Annotated in this window: 18 protein-coding genes; 5 read left to right on the plus strand and 13 right to left on the minus strand. The window is 38.8% G+C overall.

The genetic code is table 11. The features are described from left to right. Positions 1-246: 246 nt before the first annotated feature. The 5 genes from AC1RJ8_RS11005 to AC1RJ8_RS11025 all read right to left on the minus strand — a co-directional run bounded on the left by AC1RJ8_RS11005 (position 247) and on the right by AC1RJ8_RS11025 (position 5,452). On the minus strand, positions 247-495 hold the full coding sequence (locus AC1RJ8_RS11005) for a DUF6952 family protein (RefSeq protein WP_124558920.1): 249 nt from the start codon (positions 493-495) through the stop codon (positions 247-249). Further along, a complete protein-coding gene (locus AC1RJ8_RS11010; RefSeq protein ID WP_025141703.1) occupies positions 495-803 on the minus strand; it encodes a thioredoxin family protein in 309 nt (102 codons plus the stop codon). Before AC1RJ8_RS11010 ends, AC1RJ8_RS11005 begins: the two co-directional genes overlap by 1 nt. 14 nt (positions 804-817) lie before the next feature. Further along, the gene (locus tag AC1RJ8_RS11015; protein ID WP_025141704.1) at positions 818-1,450 is read right to left on the minus strand and encodes a peroxiredoxin; all 633 of its coding nucleotides are present in this window, start codon (positions 1,448-1,450) and stop codon (positions 818-820) included. A 259-nt stretch (positions 1,451-1,709) separates the two neighbouring features. Beyond that, positions 1,710-4,094 carry a S9 family peptidase gene (locus AC1RJ8_RS11020; RefSeq protein WP_492953852.1) on the minus strand — a complete coding sequence of 795 codons (2,385 nt, stop codon included), beginning with the start codon at positions 4,092-4,094 and terminating at the stop codon, positions 1,710-1,712. A 170-nt stretch (positions 4,095-4,264) separates the two neighbouring features. Continuing rightward, the gene (locus AC1RJ8_RS11025) at positions 4,265-5,452 is read right to left on the minus strand and encodes a hypothetical protein (RefSeq protein WP_492953853.1); all 1,188 of its coding nucleotides are present in this window, start codon (positions 5,450-5,452) and stop codon (positions 4,265-4,267) included. A 187-nt stretch (positions 5,453-5,639) separates the two neighbouring features. On the opposite strand from AC1RJ8_RS11025, the gene AC1RJ8_RS11030 reads away from it, so the two are divergent. From AC1RJ8_RS11030 to AC1RJ8_RS11040, 3 genes are all read left to right on the plus strand, one after another. Continuing rightward, the gene (locus AC1RJ8_RS11030) at positions 5,640-7,037 is read left to right on the plus strand and encodes an aldehyde dehydrogenase family protein (protein ID WP_492953854.1); all 1,398 of its coding nucleotides are present in this window, start codon (positions 5,640-5,642) and stop codon (positions 7,035-7,037) included. 65 nt (positions 7,038-7,102) lie between these two features. Next, a complete protein-coding gene (locus AC1RJ8_RS11035) occupies positions 7,103-7,627 on the plus strand; it encodes a YfiT family bacillithiol transferase (RefSeq protein WP_492953855.1) in 525 nt (174 codons plus the stop codon). Continuing rightward, the gene (locus tag AC1RJ8_RS11040) at positions 7,624-8,100 is read left to right on the plus strand and encodes a DUF6265 family protein (RefSeq protein WP_492953856.1); all 477 of its coding nucleotides are present in this window, start codon (positions 7,624-7,626) and stop codon (positions 8,098-8,100) included. The genes AC1RJ8_RS11035 and AC1RJ8_RS11040 overlap by 4 nt, the downstream gene beginning before the upstream one ends. 1 nt (position 8,101) lies before the next feature. On the opposite strand, the gene AC1RJ8_RS11045 is transcribed toward AC1RJ8_RS11040, so the two are convergent. The 8 genes from AC1RJ8_RS11045 to AC1RJ8_RS11080 all read right to left on the minus strand — a co-directional run bounded on the left by AC1RJ8_RS11045 (position 8,102) and on the right by AC1RJ8_RS11080 (position 13,929). Beyond that, complete coding sequence (locus AC1RJ8_RS11045) at positions 8,102-8,821, minus strand: heavy-metal-associated domain-containing protein (RefSeq protein ID WP_492953857.1); 720 nt, start codon at positions 8,819-8,821, stop codon at positions 8,102-8,104. Positions 8,822-9,085: 264 nt separating this feature from the next. After that, complete coding sequence (gene ygiD, locus AC1RJ8_RS11050; protein WP_492953858.1) at positions 9,086-9,910, minus strand: 4,5-DOPA-extradiol-dioxygenase; 825 nt, start codon at positions 9,908-9,910, stop codon at positions 9,086-9,088. Positions 9,911-10,078: 168 nt separating this feature from the next. Then, a complete protein-coding gene (locus AC1RJ8_RS11055) occupies positions 10,079-10,651 on the minus strand; it encodes a YceI family protein (protein WP_057931095.1) in 573 nt (190 codons plus the stop codon). A gap of 197 nt (positions 10,652-10,848) precedes the next feature. Next, on the minus strand, positions 10,849-11,412 hold the full coding sequence (locus AC1RJ8_RS11060) for a helix-turn-helix domain-containing protein (protein WP_492953859.1): 564 nt from the start codon (positions 11,410-11,412) through the stop codon (positions 10,849-10,851). After that, positions 11,412-11,915 carry a DUF3347 domain-containing protein gene (locus AC1RJ8_RS11065; protein ID WP_492953860.1) on the minus strand — a complete coding sequence of 168 codons (504 nt, stop codon included), beginning with the start codon at positions 11,913-11,915 and terminating at the stop codon, positions 11,412-11,414. The genes AC1RJ8_RS11060 and AC1RJ8_RS11065 overlap by 1 nt, the downstream gene beginning before the upstream one ends. A 90-nt stretch (positions 11,916-12,005) precedes the next feature. Next, on the minus strand, positions 12,006-12,818 hold the full coding sequence (locus tag AC1RJ8_RS11070) for a transporter family protein (protein WP_492953861.1): 813 nt from the start codon (positions 12,816-12,818) through the stop codon (positions 12,006-12,008). A gap of 1 nt (position 12,819) precedes the next feature. Further along, on the minus strand, positions 12,820-13,356 hold the full coding sequence (locus tag AC1RJ8_RS11075; RefSeq protein ID WP_492953862.1) for a heavy-metal-associated domain-containing protein: 537 nt from the start codon (positions 13,354-13,356) through the stop codon (positions 12,820-12,822). A 111-nt stretch (positions 13,357-13,467) separates the two neighbouring features. Beyond that, positions 13,468-13,929, minus strand: coding sequence for an HYC_CC_PP family protein (locus AC1RJ8_RS11080; RefSeq protein ID WP_492953863.1), 462 nt, complete (start codon positions 13,927-13,929; stop codon positions 13,468-13,470). 34 nt (positions 13,930-13,963) lie between these two features. Between AC1RJ8_RS11080 and AC1RJ8_RS11085 the strand changes: the two genes are divergently transcribed. Next, positions 13,964-14,692 carry a peptidylprolyl isomerase gene (locus AC1RJ8_RS11085; RefSeq protein ID WP_492953864.1) on the plus strand — a complete coding sequence of 243 codons (729 nt, stop codon included), beginning with the start codon at positions 13,964-13,966 and terminating at the stop codon, positions 14,690-14,692. 225 nt (positions 14,693-14,917) lie between these two features. Continuing rightward, entirely contained in the window at positions 14,918-15,685 is a 768-nt protein-coding gene (locus AC1RJ8_RS11090; protein WP_492953865.1) for an exodeoxyribonuclease III, read from the plus strand. Positions 15,686-15,693: the final 8 nt, after the last annotated feature.

A 15,693-nucleotide genomic window follows, 5' to 3' on the forward strand; every position in this document is an offset into this window, starting at 1 on the left:
CTCACAGGTTTTCTATAGGCAGTAGGGAAAGCAGGGCTGTATCAACCGATGGAAAACGGAACCTTGCTTTCAAAAAAACGTAAAAAATGATATTAAGGAATGTTTTGCTCAGAAAAGGAAAGATTGCTTCCTCGGCTGAAAAAGCCTCATCGCAATGACGAATTATATCTTAAACAAAAATCCCCCGCTGATTTTTCATCAACGAGGGATTTTATATTATAAAAGCGAGATTAAGCTTTAAAACGATTATCGATCAATCGAACCCATTACCTTTTGGCCGAAAGCATTTAATGCGTCCTTTTCGGCGGTACCCTCGCTTACCATCTGGTGTACTTCTAGGGCACCGCAGATATTGGTAATCATTTCGCCCGCAACATCAACTTCGTGTTCGCTAACCCCTCTAAACTCGCAAAAAGCCTCTAAAACCTCCAAAGTTGTCTCCAGTTGTGCCGGAGTGGTGTTTTGAAATAATTGTCTTATAACCGGAATCTTCATTACTTTATCTTGTTAAATAGTTCAATTAAACCTTCTGCTTTGTTGGTTTGCACCTGATCTACCAAGCTACCACCTTCAAAAGCTGCAAAAGTTGGTAAATTATCAACGTTTGCAAATTTGCGTGAGTTTGGAAGTTTTTCGGCATCAACAATCAAGAAAGCTACATCTTCATTTTCTGAAGCCAATTTTTTAAACTTAGGCTTCATGATCCGGCAGTTTCCGCACCATGATGCAGCATACTGAACCATAACCTTTGAGTTATCGGCCAAATATTGTTGAAGATTATCTTCTGTTAATTCTAAAAACATAACGTTTTGTTTAATTAGTTAGCGGCTAAATATTCAGCTACGCCAGTTCTGTTCGCGTTCATTGCTTCTTTTCCTTCTTCCCAGTTTGCAGGACAAACTTCGCCATGTTTTTGAACGTGAGCATAAGCATCGATTAAACGTAAATATTCTTTAACGTTTCTGCCTAATGGCATATCGTTAACACTTTCGTGGAAAACTTTACCAGTTTCGTCGATTAAATAAGTGGCTCTGAAAGAAACATTTGATCCTGAGAAAGATTCGTTTCCTTCTTCATCGTAGTTAACTTCTTGATCTAAAATATCTAAGATGCCAGATAACTGTCTGTGTGTATCAGCTAAGATAGGATAAGTAACACCTTCAATACCGCCGTTATCTTTTGGTGTGTTTAACCATGCAAAGTGAACTTCGTTGGTATCGCAAGATGCACCAATTACAATTGTATTTCTTTTTTCAAACTCAGGTAAAGCAGCTTGGAAAGCGTGTAATTCTGTAGGGCAAACGAAAGTAAAGTCTTTTGGATACCAGAATAATAACACTTTGCTATTTTTGTTTACAGCTTCTTCAAATACATTGATTTTCAAGTCATCACCCATGTCTGACATTGCATCAATACTTACACTCGGGAATTTTTTACCTACTATTGCCATAATTTTTTGTCTTTAATTTTGTAGTGCAAAGGTAAGGCTAAAACAGGTGTCAATCAACCCCGTTTCACTAATTGTTAATTGTATTTATTGATAACGATATAGATGAAAACTATATTTAATTTGTTTACTATAGCATATTTCTATTTTTCATTCGTTGTCGTCATTTCGAGCGGAGTGCAACGCAGTCGAGAAATCTATCCACAGATCTCTCCATTCCGCTGCGCTCCAGTCGAGATGATGAACTGGCTAAAAGTAGAGGTTACTTCTTCAACGTATTTTCATACAGTTTAAATATCCTTTTATATTCATCTGTCCAGCTGCTAGGCTCGATAAAACCGTGGTCTTCTACCGGATAAACGGCAAGCTCCCAATTGTTTTTGCCCAGCTCTATAAAACGTTGACTAATGCGTACAATATCCTGAAAATGAACATTTACATCAACCATTCCGTGCGCCATTAAGAGGTTGCCCTTTAACTTATCGGCGAAATAGATCGGTGAGCTTCTTTTGTAAGCAATCGGGTCGTTAAACGGTTCATTTAAAATGTTGGAAGTATAGCCATGATTATAATGTGCCCAGTCGGTAACCGAACGTAAAGCTGCCCCACTGGCAAAAACATCCGACTGGTTAAACATCGCCATCAAAGTAATAAAGCCGCCGTACGAGCCGCCATATAAACCAACGTGCTGAGGATTAACACCATATTTCTCCACTAAAAACTTAACACCATCCACCTGGTCGGTTAAATCTTTTCCACCCATATGGCGGTAAATGCCTGTACGGTGATCGCGGCCATAACCAGAACTTCCGGTATAATCGATATCGATTACTGTGTAACCGTTATCGGCCAGTAAATTATTGAACATAAACTCGCGGAAGTAGGTGCTCCAGCCAAAGTGAACGTTTTGAAGATAACCTGCGCCATGAACAAAAACTACCGCAGGGTGGTTGGGATGTGGATTATCGGATTTATACACCCTTGCATACACAGCGGCACCATAGCGGTTTTTAAAGCTTACCATATCCGGTTGGCGCCACTTGTAAGAATTAAATTCGGCAGAGGTAGATTGGGTAATTTTTTCGGCTTTGGCACCAACCTTATTTGGCTGAAGATACAACTCTCCAGGTTTGTCCATAAAGGAATAATTAATGGCGATGTATTTCTCATCAGGAGAGAGGGTGATATCATTTAAGCCTTTCATGGTGGTAATCTGAACAAGCTCACCACCGTTTGCACTGACTTTAAAGAGGTTTGTAATTCCTGGGTGCTCCTTATTTGTTTTAAGATAAAATGTATTTCTATCTTTTGAGAGCTGAACAGATTGCACTTCCCATTTGCCAGATGTTAGTTGTTTTTTATCCCCTGTGGCAACATTCGCCATATAAAGATGTGAATATCCGGTAGCTTCGCTCTGGTAGTAAAAGCGGTTATTGTCTATCCATCCGGTGTTGCCCTGGTAAAAGCCACTAATGCCAGGGCCACCAATCCAGGCTTCATCGCGCTGACGGTCTATTAAAGAAAACTTCCCTGTTGATGCATCTAGTTTTAAGATCCAGCGGTCTTTATTATCCGTTGAGGTTGCAACTACAACTGCTGTACTTCCGTTATCGTTCCAAAGCGGGCCAAAGAAATTTACTGGTCTATCGGCATTTTTCTTTTTTAAGGTATCAAGTTCTTTTGGGTAATCCTTCAGGTAATCGGGGAGATCTTTTATACCTGTAATGGTAGCAGTCTGAATGGCATAAACAGAATCTTTTTGAGTATCGTAGATGAAGCCCTGCGAAATATTTTCATTTTCCCCGACCTTTGTTCTGCCCGGAATATCTTCGGTATAACCTGATGATGTGATATAATTTGGAACAACAGTACTATGGTTATTCTGCGCTGGTGTGGTTAGCTTATAAGTGATAAAACGCCCATCTGGACTAATGATTACGCCATTTAAAAATTTATCTTCGGTATAAAGCTCTTTTAATGGTTTTGAATCGGCAGATGTTGCGCCAGAACGGCCCCTTCCACCACGGGCACCACTTCTGGTTTCTGCATTTCTCTTTTTAATAATATCGAATAGTTCTGTTTGTTGAGCCTTAAGCCATTTATCCTGTTCGGTAACAGATTTGTTTTCCTGTCTTCCCGCTTTTTTACCTTTAACAAAATTGGTTAATTGTTTGGTTTCGGCAGATTTTAGGTTTACTTCAAAAAGATTGTCGCCCAACTGGTATACAATATTTCCATTCGTTAAAAAAACCGGACTGTTTTCTCTCTCCTGTGTACTGGTTAATCGTGTTTCTTTGTTGCTCTTGAAATTTTGGAGATAGATATCACCGCTTTTTTCGATTAACCCAAGAGAACGGTCTGCATTGTAGGCGTAGTTTAAGCTTAACAGTTTTTCATCTTCCTTTTCTGCGGCTTTAATGGGCTTGGTAGCTGTTGCAGAAACTTTAAATAATTCTTCTTTAGCTTTATTTTCAGGGTTCCAGTTGAAGTAAAGGGTTTTGCTATCCGCAGTCCAACGGAAATTAGTTGGCGCAACGCCCATCCACTTTGGATCGCGCATGATCTTTTCGACGGTTAAAGGCGCTAATTGTTGTGCAAAAGCATATTCGCCTGTGCAAAGCAAAAGGAAAAGTAAATATTTCTTCATGAATTTTAGGTTTGGCTGCAATTTAGGGAATGGACTTGCTAATTTTAACAGGAAATGGAAATGTTACAACTCCCGAGCTGTAGAAAAAAGGTTCTGCCACGGAAACACGGCATTCACAGAAATTCTAACCATAACTATTCCGTGTTCCTCACTGTTTCCGTGATAAAAAATTAGCGGATTACTCCTCCCATTTTGTCTACATTCACATCATCGAAAGGCTTTAGGTACTCGTTGATGATTACTGCAAATTCTCGCCTGGTTAATACTTTTTTAAGCTCGTATTTAGAAGTAAACTTGTAATTTTTGTTCCACTTTTTTTGCAGTTCGGTTTTGATTGCCTCAACTGATTTATTGCCCACATAACAGACCATCGCAATGGTGTTTTCTAAATTAATGGGGATATTCTGATGATCATCAAACCAGATCTGAGCCTTGTAATAATAATCTTTGATCGGCTGCTTAATTTCATCATAGGTAACTTCTTTCTCGGGATTAAAATAGGCTTTATCCTGTTTTATTTCGGCTTTGATAATTCCCGTTATACCAATTTTTTGGATGGCCAGCCAGTTAGAATCAATTGATTTTACATCCTCAAAAGGCATTAACGTATGTTTATAGGCTAATAACTCACCCTGGATCCTTTTTAAATTTGACAAACTGGTTTTGGTGTCGAAAAATGCAGCATAGGCTGCGATTGCACCTGCAGCAGGGCCAATTTCGAACTGATCGGCAGAAATATATAAAAGGTTTTCTTGGTTCGGGATGAGTAAATTGTATAGGGATAAAAAATTGGCTCCTTTGGACGAAACACTTGCTACTGTTGTCCTATACAGGTTCTCATTATAATTTAATTGGCTTGAAACCGCAGGATTTAGACTAGTGATTTTTAATGCAGCCAATAATTGATCTGGTTTATCGGCCAGTACAAGAATCTTGGCTTTAATGCTTTTGTCTTTAGTGAGTTTCACTTCCCAACCACTGCCTGATCGTTTGATTTCTGTATAAGGAGTACTATTGATTACATTCAGAAGCAACGTGCTGTCAACCGTCACTTTAACAGGTTTCTTTTTATCGGGTTTTGGTTTAGGGGTTTCTAAGCTTTTTGCATTTTCGATTTCCCTTTTTAAGAAACGCTGATAGAAAGCCTCCACGGTTTTAGGTCTGCCCTCAGAAACTTTCTTAACATCAAGCTGTTCCTTTTGTGTTAGCAGCATGGTTTTAACACCAGATTTGAACGATTGAAAAGATGCGGCATAGGCGGCATCGCCACTACCAATAACCAATACATCTGTTTTTAGGGTTTGGGCATGTATAACCATCGGAATTATGAATGCGAAAACAAAAAACAATCTTTTCATCTTGAATATTAAAATTTGCTGCAATATGCTTTAAATGAATGAATTTTTAATGAAATGAGTGCATTTTAACTAAATTTAACGCACAAATTTAGCTAACTCGATTAGCCATTTAATTTTCATATCACCTCTCCAACCTTATATTTTCTTAAATTGCTTATATGGTAAAAATTGTGAGCCTTTGTTAATTATGGAAGAGCAAATAAAATCAGTTTTCGATTTACAGCAGCAACACAAATTCGTGTTGCGCAAAACAGATGCTAAAACACGCATCGGAAAACTAAGGCAGCTTAAGCAAGCTCTAGAAAATGCCGAGGAAGAAATATTTGCTGCATTGGAAAGAGACTTAAGCAAAAACCGTTTCGAAACAGCAGTAACCGAGCTGTTTTTTACTTATGCAGAAATAGACCATGCCATAAAAAAGCTGCGTAGCTGGATGAAACCAAAATCGGCGGGCAGAACCATAAGCAATCTTTTTGCCAGCAATAAAATTTATTATGAACCAAAAGGTGTTTGCCTGATTATTGCGCCATGGAATTATCCTTTGCAATTGATTATGAGCCCATTGATTTCTGCAATGGCGGCCGGCAATTGTGTAGTCCTGAAGCCGTCTGAACTAAGCGGAGCAACGGCGGGTGTGATCAGTAAATTGATTTCAGATAATTTTGACCAAAAAGAGATTGCCTGTTTTGAAGGTGACGTTGATGTTTCTACCGAATTGTTGAAGCTCCCATTTGACCATATCTTTTTTACAGGAAGTACAGCAATCGGTAAAGTGGTGATGGAAGCTGCGGCAAAAAACCTGAGCTCAGTTACCTTAGAGCTTGGTGGAAAATCGCCATCGATTATAGATGAAACCTGTGACCTACAAAAAGCCGCAGAAAAAATTGCCTGGGGTAAATTGGTAAATGCCGGACAAACTTGCATTGCGCCAGATTATGTGCTGATTAAAGATAATTTGCTGGCCGATTTTGTAGCGCATTATGAAAAAGCTGTTAAAAAAATGTTTTTTGATGAAGTGGGAATTAACAAAAATGATTATGCTAAAATCATCAATGTAAAACAGTTCCTGCGCTTAAATAAATTGATTGAAGAAGCTCTTCGCGATGGAGCTATATTGGCCTTAGGTGGAAAATCTGACGAAAAAGATTTAACCATTACGCCAACGCTTTTAACTTCGGTAGCCGAGGGTAGCAGCATCATGCAGGAAGAAATTTTTGGGCCAATTTTGCCCGTTATTACTTACAACAATCTACAGGAGGCAATTGATTTGGTGAACAGGAAAGAAAAGCCTCTGGCACTTTATATTTTCTCAGGCAATAAACAGAACCAGAATAAAATTATCGCCGAAACAAGTGCCGGCGGAACCTGTGTAAATGATGTACTGGTCCATATCGGTAATCCGAATTTGCCGTTTGGTGGTGTTAACAATAGTGGGATAGGTAGCTGTCATGGTATTTTTGGTTTCAAAACCTTTTCGCATGAAAGGGCAGTGGTTTTTCAGTCGAAGTTGGGATTGACCAAAATGATTTATCCTCCATATGCATCAAAAATGGGTTTGTTGAGGTGGCTGAAGAAATTGATGTAGAAGTATTCTGCGAATTCCGTGTTTCCGTGGCAAAATAATTCATGTAAAAAGCCTATTTTGGTTTCATGGATTTAGAACAGCTTAAATACCCGATTGGTCAATTTTCAATGCCAGAAATTTTCGATCAAAAACAAATTGACATATGGATTTCAGAAATTGAGGCTTTACCAGGCCAGCTTAAAAACGCGACTGAAAACTTAACTGACGAGGAATTAAATCAAACTTATCGCCCCGAAGGTTGGACCCTGAGGCAGGTTGTTCACCATATTCCCGATAGCCATATTAATGCTTATATTCGTTTCAAGCAAGCCATTACCGAAGATGTTCCCATAATCAGGCCATATTACGAAGAACGCTGGGCAGAAACAGGGGAAGCAAAAAATGGTGATATCAAATTATCTATAGATTTATTGGCTGCTTTACACCAACGTTGGGTTGCTTTTTTAAAAACATTGAAGCCCGAAGATTATCAGCGAAAATATATTCATCCAGCTCAGGGAAAAGAACTTACATTAGCAAACATGTTGGGTATGTACGTCTGGCATGGAAAACATCATTTGGCACACATTACCAATACAATAGCAAAATGAAAATAAATCGTTTAAATTTATTGGTCTTAATCCTTATCGGCTTTTGCACTAATGTTAACGCACAAAAAAATCCTTCAAAAACCTTTGCTTTCATTTTAGGTTCATGGGAAATGCAAACGCCAAAAGGAAAAATTATAGAGCAGTGGGTTCAAAATCCTGATAAAACACTCAGCGGCAAAAGCTATCGAATAAATGCCAAAGGCGATAGTTTGCTTACCGAAATCCTTCAGATCAAAAAGATCGGAAAAGATACTTTTTACTGTTCTACTGTAACAGGGCAGAACGAAGGGAAAGAAACCTGTTTCAAACTTATTGCCACAAAAGATGAGACCTATGTTTTCGAAGATAAAACACACGATTTTCCGCAGCGGATAGTTTACCAAAATCAGGGAAAAAATGATTTACTCGCCTGGATTGAAGGCGAGCTTAATGGTAAAAGCCGAAAATCGGAGTTTAGGTATAAACGGCAATAGTTTACATCAAAATCAGCATTGCGGCACTCATCGCAATCATAATGGCATCTTCAACAATGGTTACCGTACTCATGGGTAGGTTAAAAACGGCACCCAAACAGGCGCATTGAATCTTTTTCTTGTTTAAAACACTTTCCAAAACGCCGAGGATGCTTACCGTCATTACAACCAGCGTGGCCCAGTTTACAACTACAGGTGATAAGTTTAAAGCAAAAGATAATCCTAATCCGAGTTCGATAAAAGCGTAGATATATCCCCATGCGCTAAATTTTTTGGCTACAATATCGTACATGGCATAACTTTCGGCAAAAGCTTTCAGATTAAGCATTTTAAAGAAAGAGAAGGTGAGAAAGAAACCAGCCATAAAAATGCGCATAAATACCATGAAGTTAATGCTGCTGCCTTGCCACGAAACGACTAACGAAATCGCGGTAACGTAACCAAAAATTAACAAAATAGGTTTATAGGTTTCGCCCCACGATTTTGCTTCTTCCAATGTTTCGCTATGGTGGGCTGCTGAAATTTGATATTTGCTATTTGTGCCGCCCAAAGCTTGTTGGAATGTATCTAAGCCAATATGTTTATCCATGCTAATGGTGGCAGAATTGGTGTCTTTCGAAACCTCGACTGAGGTTACATCTGGTAAAACGAGCAGGTTACTTTTTACTTTATTTTCGCAACCGCCACAAGTCATGCCGGTAAGTTGATAGGTGTGTGTCATGATTAAAATCTTTACACAAATTTACCGCTTCATGTTACGGAAAGCGTTACAGAATAATCATAAAGTTTTATAGAATTTTAGCTTTTGTCATGCCGTAGACCAAGGGACTTTCTTAATGACCTTAATTTCTTAATGGTACTTCCAAATATACTTTTGACCATTAAGGCGTTAAGAAAATTAAGGTTTAGCAGCAGTGGAAAATAAAACCAGGCCTTTAGCGATTTGTTGCGCTTAAACCCTAAACCCTAAACCCTAAACCCCTGCTTACCCCACCAAAACCGAGGTCATGGTTAACGAACCGCCAACCGCTTTGTCATTAAAGAAAGAAACCTCTTCTTTATCGTTTTTCATCCCAAGGGTATAAATTAATGGTAAATAATGCTCTGGGGTAGGGATCGCTAACATTGCATCGGTACCGAGGTTGCGGTAATTAATTAAAGGTTGATGATCGCCGTTGGCAATTAAATTTTTAAACTTATCGTTCATTTCAATTGCCCAATCATAACCACCACCATTAATCATTTCCCAACTTAACATGCGTAGGTTGTGTACCATATTGCCACTGCCGATAACCAGTATGCCTTTTTTGCGGAGGGCATAAATTTCTTTGGCGATTTCGTAATGCTGTTCAGGTGATTTGGTGTAATCGATACTTAGTTGGAGAACAGGAATATCTGCATTAGGATACATATGTTTAACAACTGTCCAGGTTCCATGATCCAAACCCCAATCGTGATCTAAACCAACGGGAGTGGAGTGAATTAAATTCGGAATTTCTGTGGCCAGTTCGGGATCGCCGGGGGCAGGATATTGAACATCAAAAAGTGCCTGTGGAAAACCGCCAAAATCGTGAATGGTACTCGGGAAATCCATCGCCGTAACAAAGGTGCCATGTGTGTACCAGTGTGCCGACACCACTAACACTGCTTTTGGCACTGGAATATTTTTTGCCAGTTCTGCCCAACTCTGGCTGAACTCATTATTTTCGATGCCGTTCATTGGCGAGCCATGACCGATAAAAAGCGTTGGCATTAAATCCGTTTGAGGCAAACGTTGCGTGAAGTTCCTGAATTGTGATAGTGCAGACATGATTTTCTATTAGGTGATCGTCATTTCGACCGAAGTGTTCCAAAGGAACTCCTTTGGAGGAGAAATCTTTAACGCTTATAAATTATCATAGGCTAAAAGATTTAGCTTCGTTGAGCACTTCGTGGTTCTCGATTCCGCTGTGCTTCACTCGAAATGACGATTCAGGTGTTATTTCCCTTGAACAAACTCCAGGTTTAATTTAATGGCAACATCTTTTGCAACGCCAGCACCAGTCGGGTCATATTTAATATTATAATCTAAACGGTTAATGGTTGTTGTAGCACCAAAGCCAGCTTTAGTATTTCCTTGCTGATCTTTAGCCGTGCCGCCATAAACAACAGCAAATTTTACATCTTTCGTTACATCGCGGATGGTTAACTTTCCACTTAACTCATAGTTGTTGCCACTTAATTTTTTGAAAGAAGTACTTTCGAATTTCATGGTTGGGTAAGTTGCCACATTAAAAAAATCGTCAGTTTTTAAGTGCCCGTCTCTCATATCAACACCTGTAGTAATGCTGTTTACATCAACAGTAAAGCTGATTTTAGCATCTGTTAAATCTGGTTTAGAAGCCGTAACTGTTCCGTCGAATTTTTTAAAAGAACCATCAACGAAAGAAATGCCCATGTGTTTAACCGAAAAGTTAACAAACGAGTGCATAGGATCAATTTTCCAGCTTGTTTGTGCAAATGATGCCACACTAATTGAGGTTGCGATCAGAAATAAGAATAATTTTTTCATCAGTTTATAATTTAGTTTTAACTGTGATGAAGCTATCAGATTTTTCACCAATGTGGTTTGAAAAATCATGATGGTTTCATAACTAGTGAATTTATTTAGATACAAATGTAGTTGAGTATCAGCCGATCAGTCTTGACGTATGATAAGAAATTTGGGGTTAGTATACGGCTTATAGACTATCGACCATGAGCCATCAACTATCTCACCTCGTCTAGTGTTTTCCTGCTATCCGTTGATGCTGCTTTATAAGCCGAGGGTGTAATTCCGGTTACTTTTTTAAACTGTGCGGATAAATGTGCAACACTGCTGTAATTTAGCTGATAAGCAATTTCGCTAAGGTTAAGTTCGCCGTAAGTAAGCATTTCTTTTGCCTTTTCTATTTTTTGAGCAATGAAATACTTCTCAATGGTTTGGTTTTCCGTTTCTGAGAAAATACTGCTTAAGTTAGTGTATTCTAGCTTTAGTTGCTCACTTAAATAGGCTGAAAGGTTAATTTTTAACGGTTCTTTCGTGTAGTGCACCAGGTTGATAATCGCTGTTTTGATCTGCTCCGAAATTTGGGTTTTCTTATCCCCAAGCAGTTCGAAGCCAAAATGCGTTAGGCGCGCTGCTATTTTAACCTTATCCTCTGAAGAAATATTTTCGGCTAAAGTAACTTCACCCAGTTCAACCAATAATGGTTTAAAGCCGAGGTTTTCTAGCTCGGCTTTAACCACCATTTTACAACGGTTGCATACCATGTTTTTGATATGCAGCTTCATTAGTTCGATTTTATGGTTTCGGAAACGTCACCACAATCAAACATCATACTTCCATAATATGGATTTTCGATATTTTCTTTTTCGTTTAACCAGCTTGCCTTAGCCATTGGGCAGTGTTGTACATAAACGGTTTTACTGTTGAATTTCAGGCCTTTTAGGGTTTTGATCATCGCATAAGAAATTCCTTCAAAAGCTTTTCTTTGTGTTTTGATATCATTAGAACCTGCAAGTTGAGCGGCTTTACTTTTAATGATAGCTGCCTGTTCCATAAATATTTTATGCTGATCGGCAGGTAAATCTTTATGGTTAACCGCATTTACTTTTGCCGATAAAACCTTTACCTTTTCGATAGCCAAGTCTTTTTTATCTGTTGCTAATGCATTTTTTACATCGTAATAAGCCGTTAATACCTGGTTTAAGGCTACATCTGTTTTGCTTTGCGCGTAAGTTAAAGCTGTTGTTGCGATTGTTATGATGGCAACTATTCCTAATATTTTTTTCATCTTTTTTATATTGCTTTTAATGGTGATGAAGCGATCATGGTTTATGTTCAGTTTAATATGAAAACGATGATGGTTTCATTTGTTTATATATTATTTTAAAACGTTAAAGAAATTAAATTCTGCCCGAAGCAGATACATATTTTTGGTGTACCGGTTAGCCATATTTCCAGTCGCCTGAAAACGGTAACCCAAATCGATACGTGTTGTACTATTCAAAATCATCTGTATTGCTGGGGCTATATCCAGGTAAGATTGACCGCTACCTGGATCTGTTTTGCCCAATAACTCTAAATATACGTTAAAGTTCGGCTGCTTGTAATCCTTGTAAACCACAGGCAAAACCAGATAACCCGATGATAAACTATAGGATAACATATTTTTTGGCTGTGGCATTCCGGCAATTTGCCTATCGCTGTTTTCGAAAGCATGCGTATAACCCAATGTTGTTGACAGTGCCAGTTTGTGCAAAAGCTGCGTAAAAATTAATCCACCCTGTATACCACTGTTGTCACCTTCGAGGTTAATGTCTCTGGTATAAGTTGGCCTCTTGCTGGTACTTACCCTTCCAAAGGCTGATGCCCTAAGGTGGCTATGTGCTTCATCCAGAGATAAAAATCTGTACTTTGCGTAAAGACTCCCGCCTTCTAAGCGGTATTTTCCATCCATATCAGATAGAAAAGCCTGTGCGTGCATCATCAGGTTTTTATTAAAGCCGATCATTACTTCAGGAATAGTTCTGCTTACAAAGTCAGGATTGTTGAACATACCTTCGTTCGTAATCCTTACACCAATCGATTTGGTTGGCATATTACTGGCGGGCTCGGTAAATACATAGAGTTCTTGTGCAAAACCATTGGTATAGGCGCCGATAATCACCAGCGCCAATACGAATATCCTTTTCATCTTAAGAAAGAACTAAATGGTAAATACGTGTTTTTTTTCCGTTAACTACGCCAGTACCACTCGCATAAGCATCAGAATTAGTGGTTGTGGCTTGCTTTTTAAATGCTGAACCAGAAATGAAGTTTTTATCAACCACGCTGGCTTTTACAGTTCCATTAAGTGTTTTGCTTTTAGCATTTACAAAACGATATACATTGCCATCAACAACTGCCTGACCTTTATCGTCTATTTTTACCTGGTTAAAATTGAAACTTGCAGTTAAACCACCAACCGAAAAACCAGCATCCTGAACCTTTTTGCGAACCAGATCAAGATTGATATTGGCATCTTTTTTAAAAGTTAGAACAAAGGTGTTTTTGTTTAAATCGGGTTTTACACTACTGATAAAGTTTAACGTCTCTAACGACTTTTGTGTTGCATTTGAGCACATTGAGCAGGTTAATCCTGTTACCTGTAAATCGGCTGTAGATATTTGTTGTGCCGAAACATTAACGGCAAAGAACAGCATAATGATGCTGAATATTTTTATTGTTTTCATGATTTTTTTGAATTAGAATAATTTTTTAACTGTTGTCAAGCTGCCCCGATTCTCAGATGGAGCAAGGCCTTAGATGCTGAAACAAGTTCAGCATGACCAACGTAGAAAATCCTAATTCCTAAAAATACAATTGAAAATATGCAGGGCAATCCGCGAGGAAAGTGGCGGGGCTTTATTCGAAATTTTACTGAAAAACTTCGGAGTAATGTTAGTCAGAAATTCTAAAACAGGAGGATGAAGAAAAAGCTGGATAGAAAATAACTTCGGCATTTGTACCTGTGCCGCTGTTTGGTGACTATCTTTAACTTTTACGGTTACCTGGGTGTTTTTGCAGCAACCATCATCTTTCTTTTCAGCGGGAATGTCTTTGCAGAATTTGCATGAAACCTCATTGCTAAAAAGTTTAACGTTTTCTAATTTGCCCCCACAGAAATGGAGACTTAAAGCCAAACCCATAACACTAACTGCATAGAATACAGCCAAAGAAAGTGCTATTTTTTGTTTTAACTTCATTAATACAAAGGTAAAGGAAAAAATATCGAATAATGCCAGTAAATATTTATTGAATTTCATTTTTTAGCTTACTTTAGCCTTAAACACCAATTAAATGAAGAAAATATTATTATTCCTCTGCACCTTTTCGATACTTTCGGCATTTGCTGCAAAGCCTAAAAATCAATATGTACGCATTAAAACCGAATTTGGAGAATGCATCGTTAGGCTATATAACCAAACCCCTTTACACCGCGATAACTTTTTGAAGTTAACCAAGTCGGGATATTACAACGGAGTTTTATTTCACCGGGTGATTAAAGATTTTATGATTCAGGGTGGTGATCCCGATTCTAAAAATGCCAAACCAGACTCCCTGTTGGGCGAGGGTGGGCCTAAATATACCATTCCGGCAGAGTTTAATGATAGCTTGTTTCACAAAAAGGGCGTTTTGGCTGCTGCCAGGGAAGGTGATGATGTTAATCCGGCCAAAGCATCGAGCGGTAGCCAGTTTTACCTGGTTCAGGGAAAAGTTTTTACCGACCAGCAATTGGATAATGTTGAAGAAAAACGCCTGAAATTCAAAATTCCGGAGTGGCAGCGTGAGGTATATAAAACCATAGGTGGTACGCCTCATTTGGATAGAAACTATACCGTTTATGGCGAAATAGTGGTTGGTTTAGATATGGTTGATAAAATAGCCGTTCTGGCAACTGATAAAAATAACCGCCCGAAACAGGATGTAAAAATGGAAATTACGATTTTGAAAAGGAGGGAAGCGAAGAAGTTAGAGAAACAGTTGTTACAGGGATCTTTGAAAGATAAAATGGCTATGGGTTCCTAAACGAATTTCATTTATAAACCCCATGGGATCGTCATTTCGAGCGGAGTGCAACGCAGTCGAGAACCACGAAGTGCTCAGCGAAGCTAAATCTATCGAGGCCAGATCTCTCCATTCCACTGCGTTCCAGTCGTGATGACGGTTGCTAATACATATCATTAATCGAATTACTAAGCATTTATTCAATTAATTTCTAAATTTACCGCCCACAACAATTGAAATTACTGAATGAAGATTATCTCCTATAACGTTAATGGGATTAGGGCGGCAAGTACCAAAAACTTTTTTGGCTGGCTTCAGGCTACAGATGCTGATATGGTCTGCCTGCAAGAAGTAAAGGCCTTGCCATTGCAGATTCCTGAAATTATTGCCCTGATTGAGCAACTTGGCTACCATCATTATTGGTTCCCTGCTGAAAAAAAAGGATATAGCGGTGTGGCAATTCTGACTAGAATTAAACCGAATCATATCGAATTTGGCTGCGGTGAAGAATGGATTGATAAAGAGGGTAGGATTTTAAGGGCAGATTTTGATGATTTTTCTTTAATGAGCCTCTATATGCCGTCGGGCTCAAGCGGAGATGAACGTCAGGTTAAAAAGTACGAATTTATGCGGTTTTTTGATGTGTATATTGGAGAACTGCGCAAAGAGATCCCAAATTTAATTGTAAGTGGCGATTACAATATCTGTCATACCCCCATTGATATTCATAACCCAAAATCAAATGCCAATTCATCGGGCTTTTTACCAGAAGAACGGGAATGGATGCAGTTATTTCTGGATAATGGTTTCATCGATACTTTCCGTCATTTCAATAAAGACCCACACCATTATACCTGGTGGAGCTACCGTGCCGGTTCGAGAGGAAAGAATTTGGGTTGGCGGATCGATTACCATTTGGCTACCAGGCCTATGGAGAGCCGATTGAAAAATGTTAGAATCTTACCCGACGCGATACATTCTGATCATTGTCCGGTTCTTTTAGAGATCGATTAAGTATTTGG

The sequence above is a fragment of the Pedobacter sp. GW822-FHT03F06 genome, from assembly GCF_058801365.1.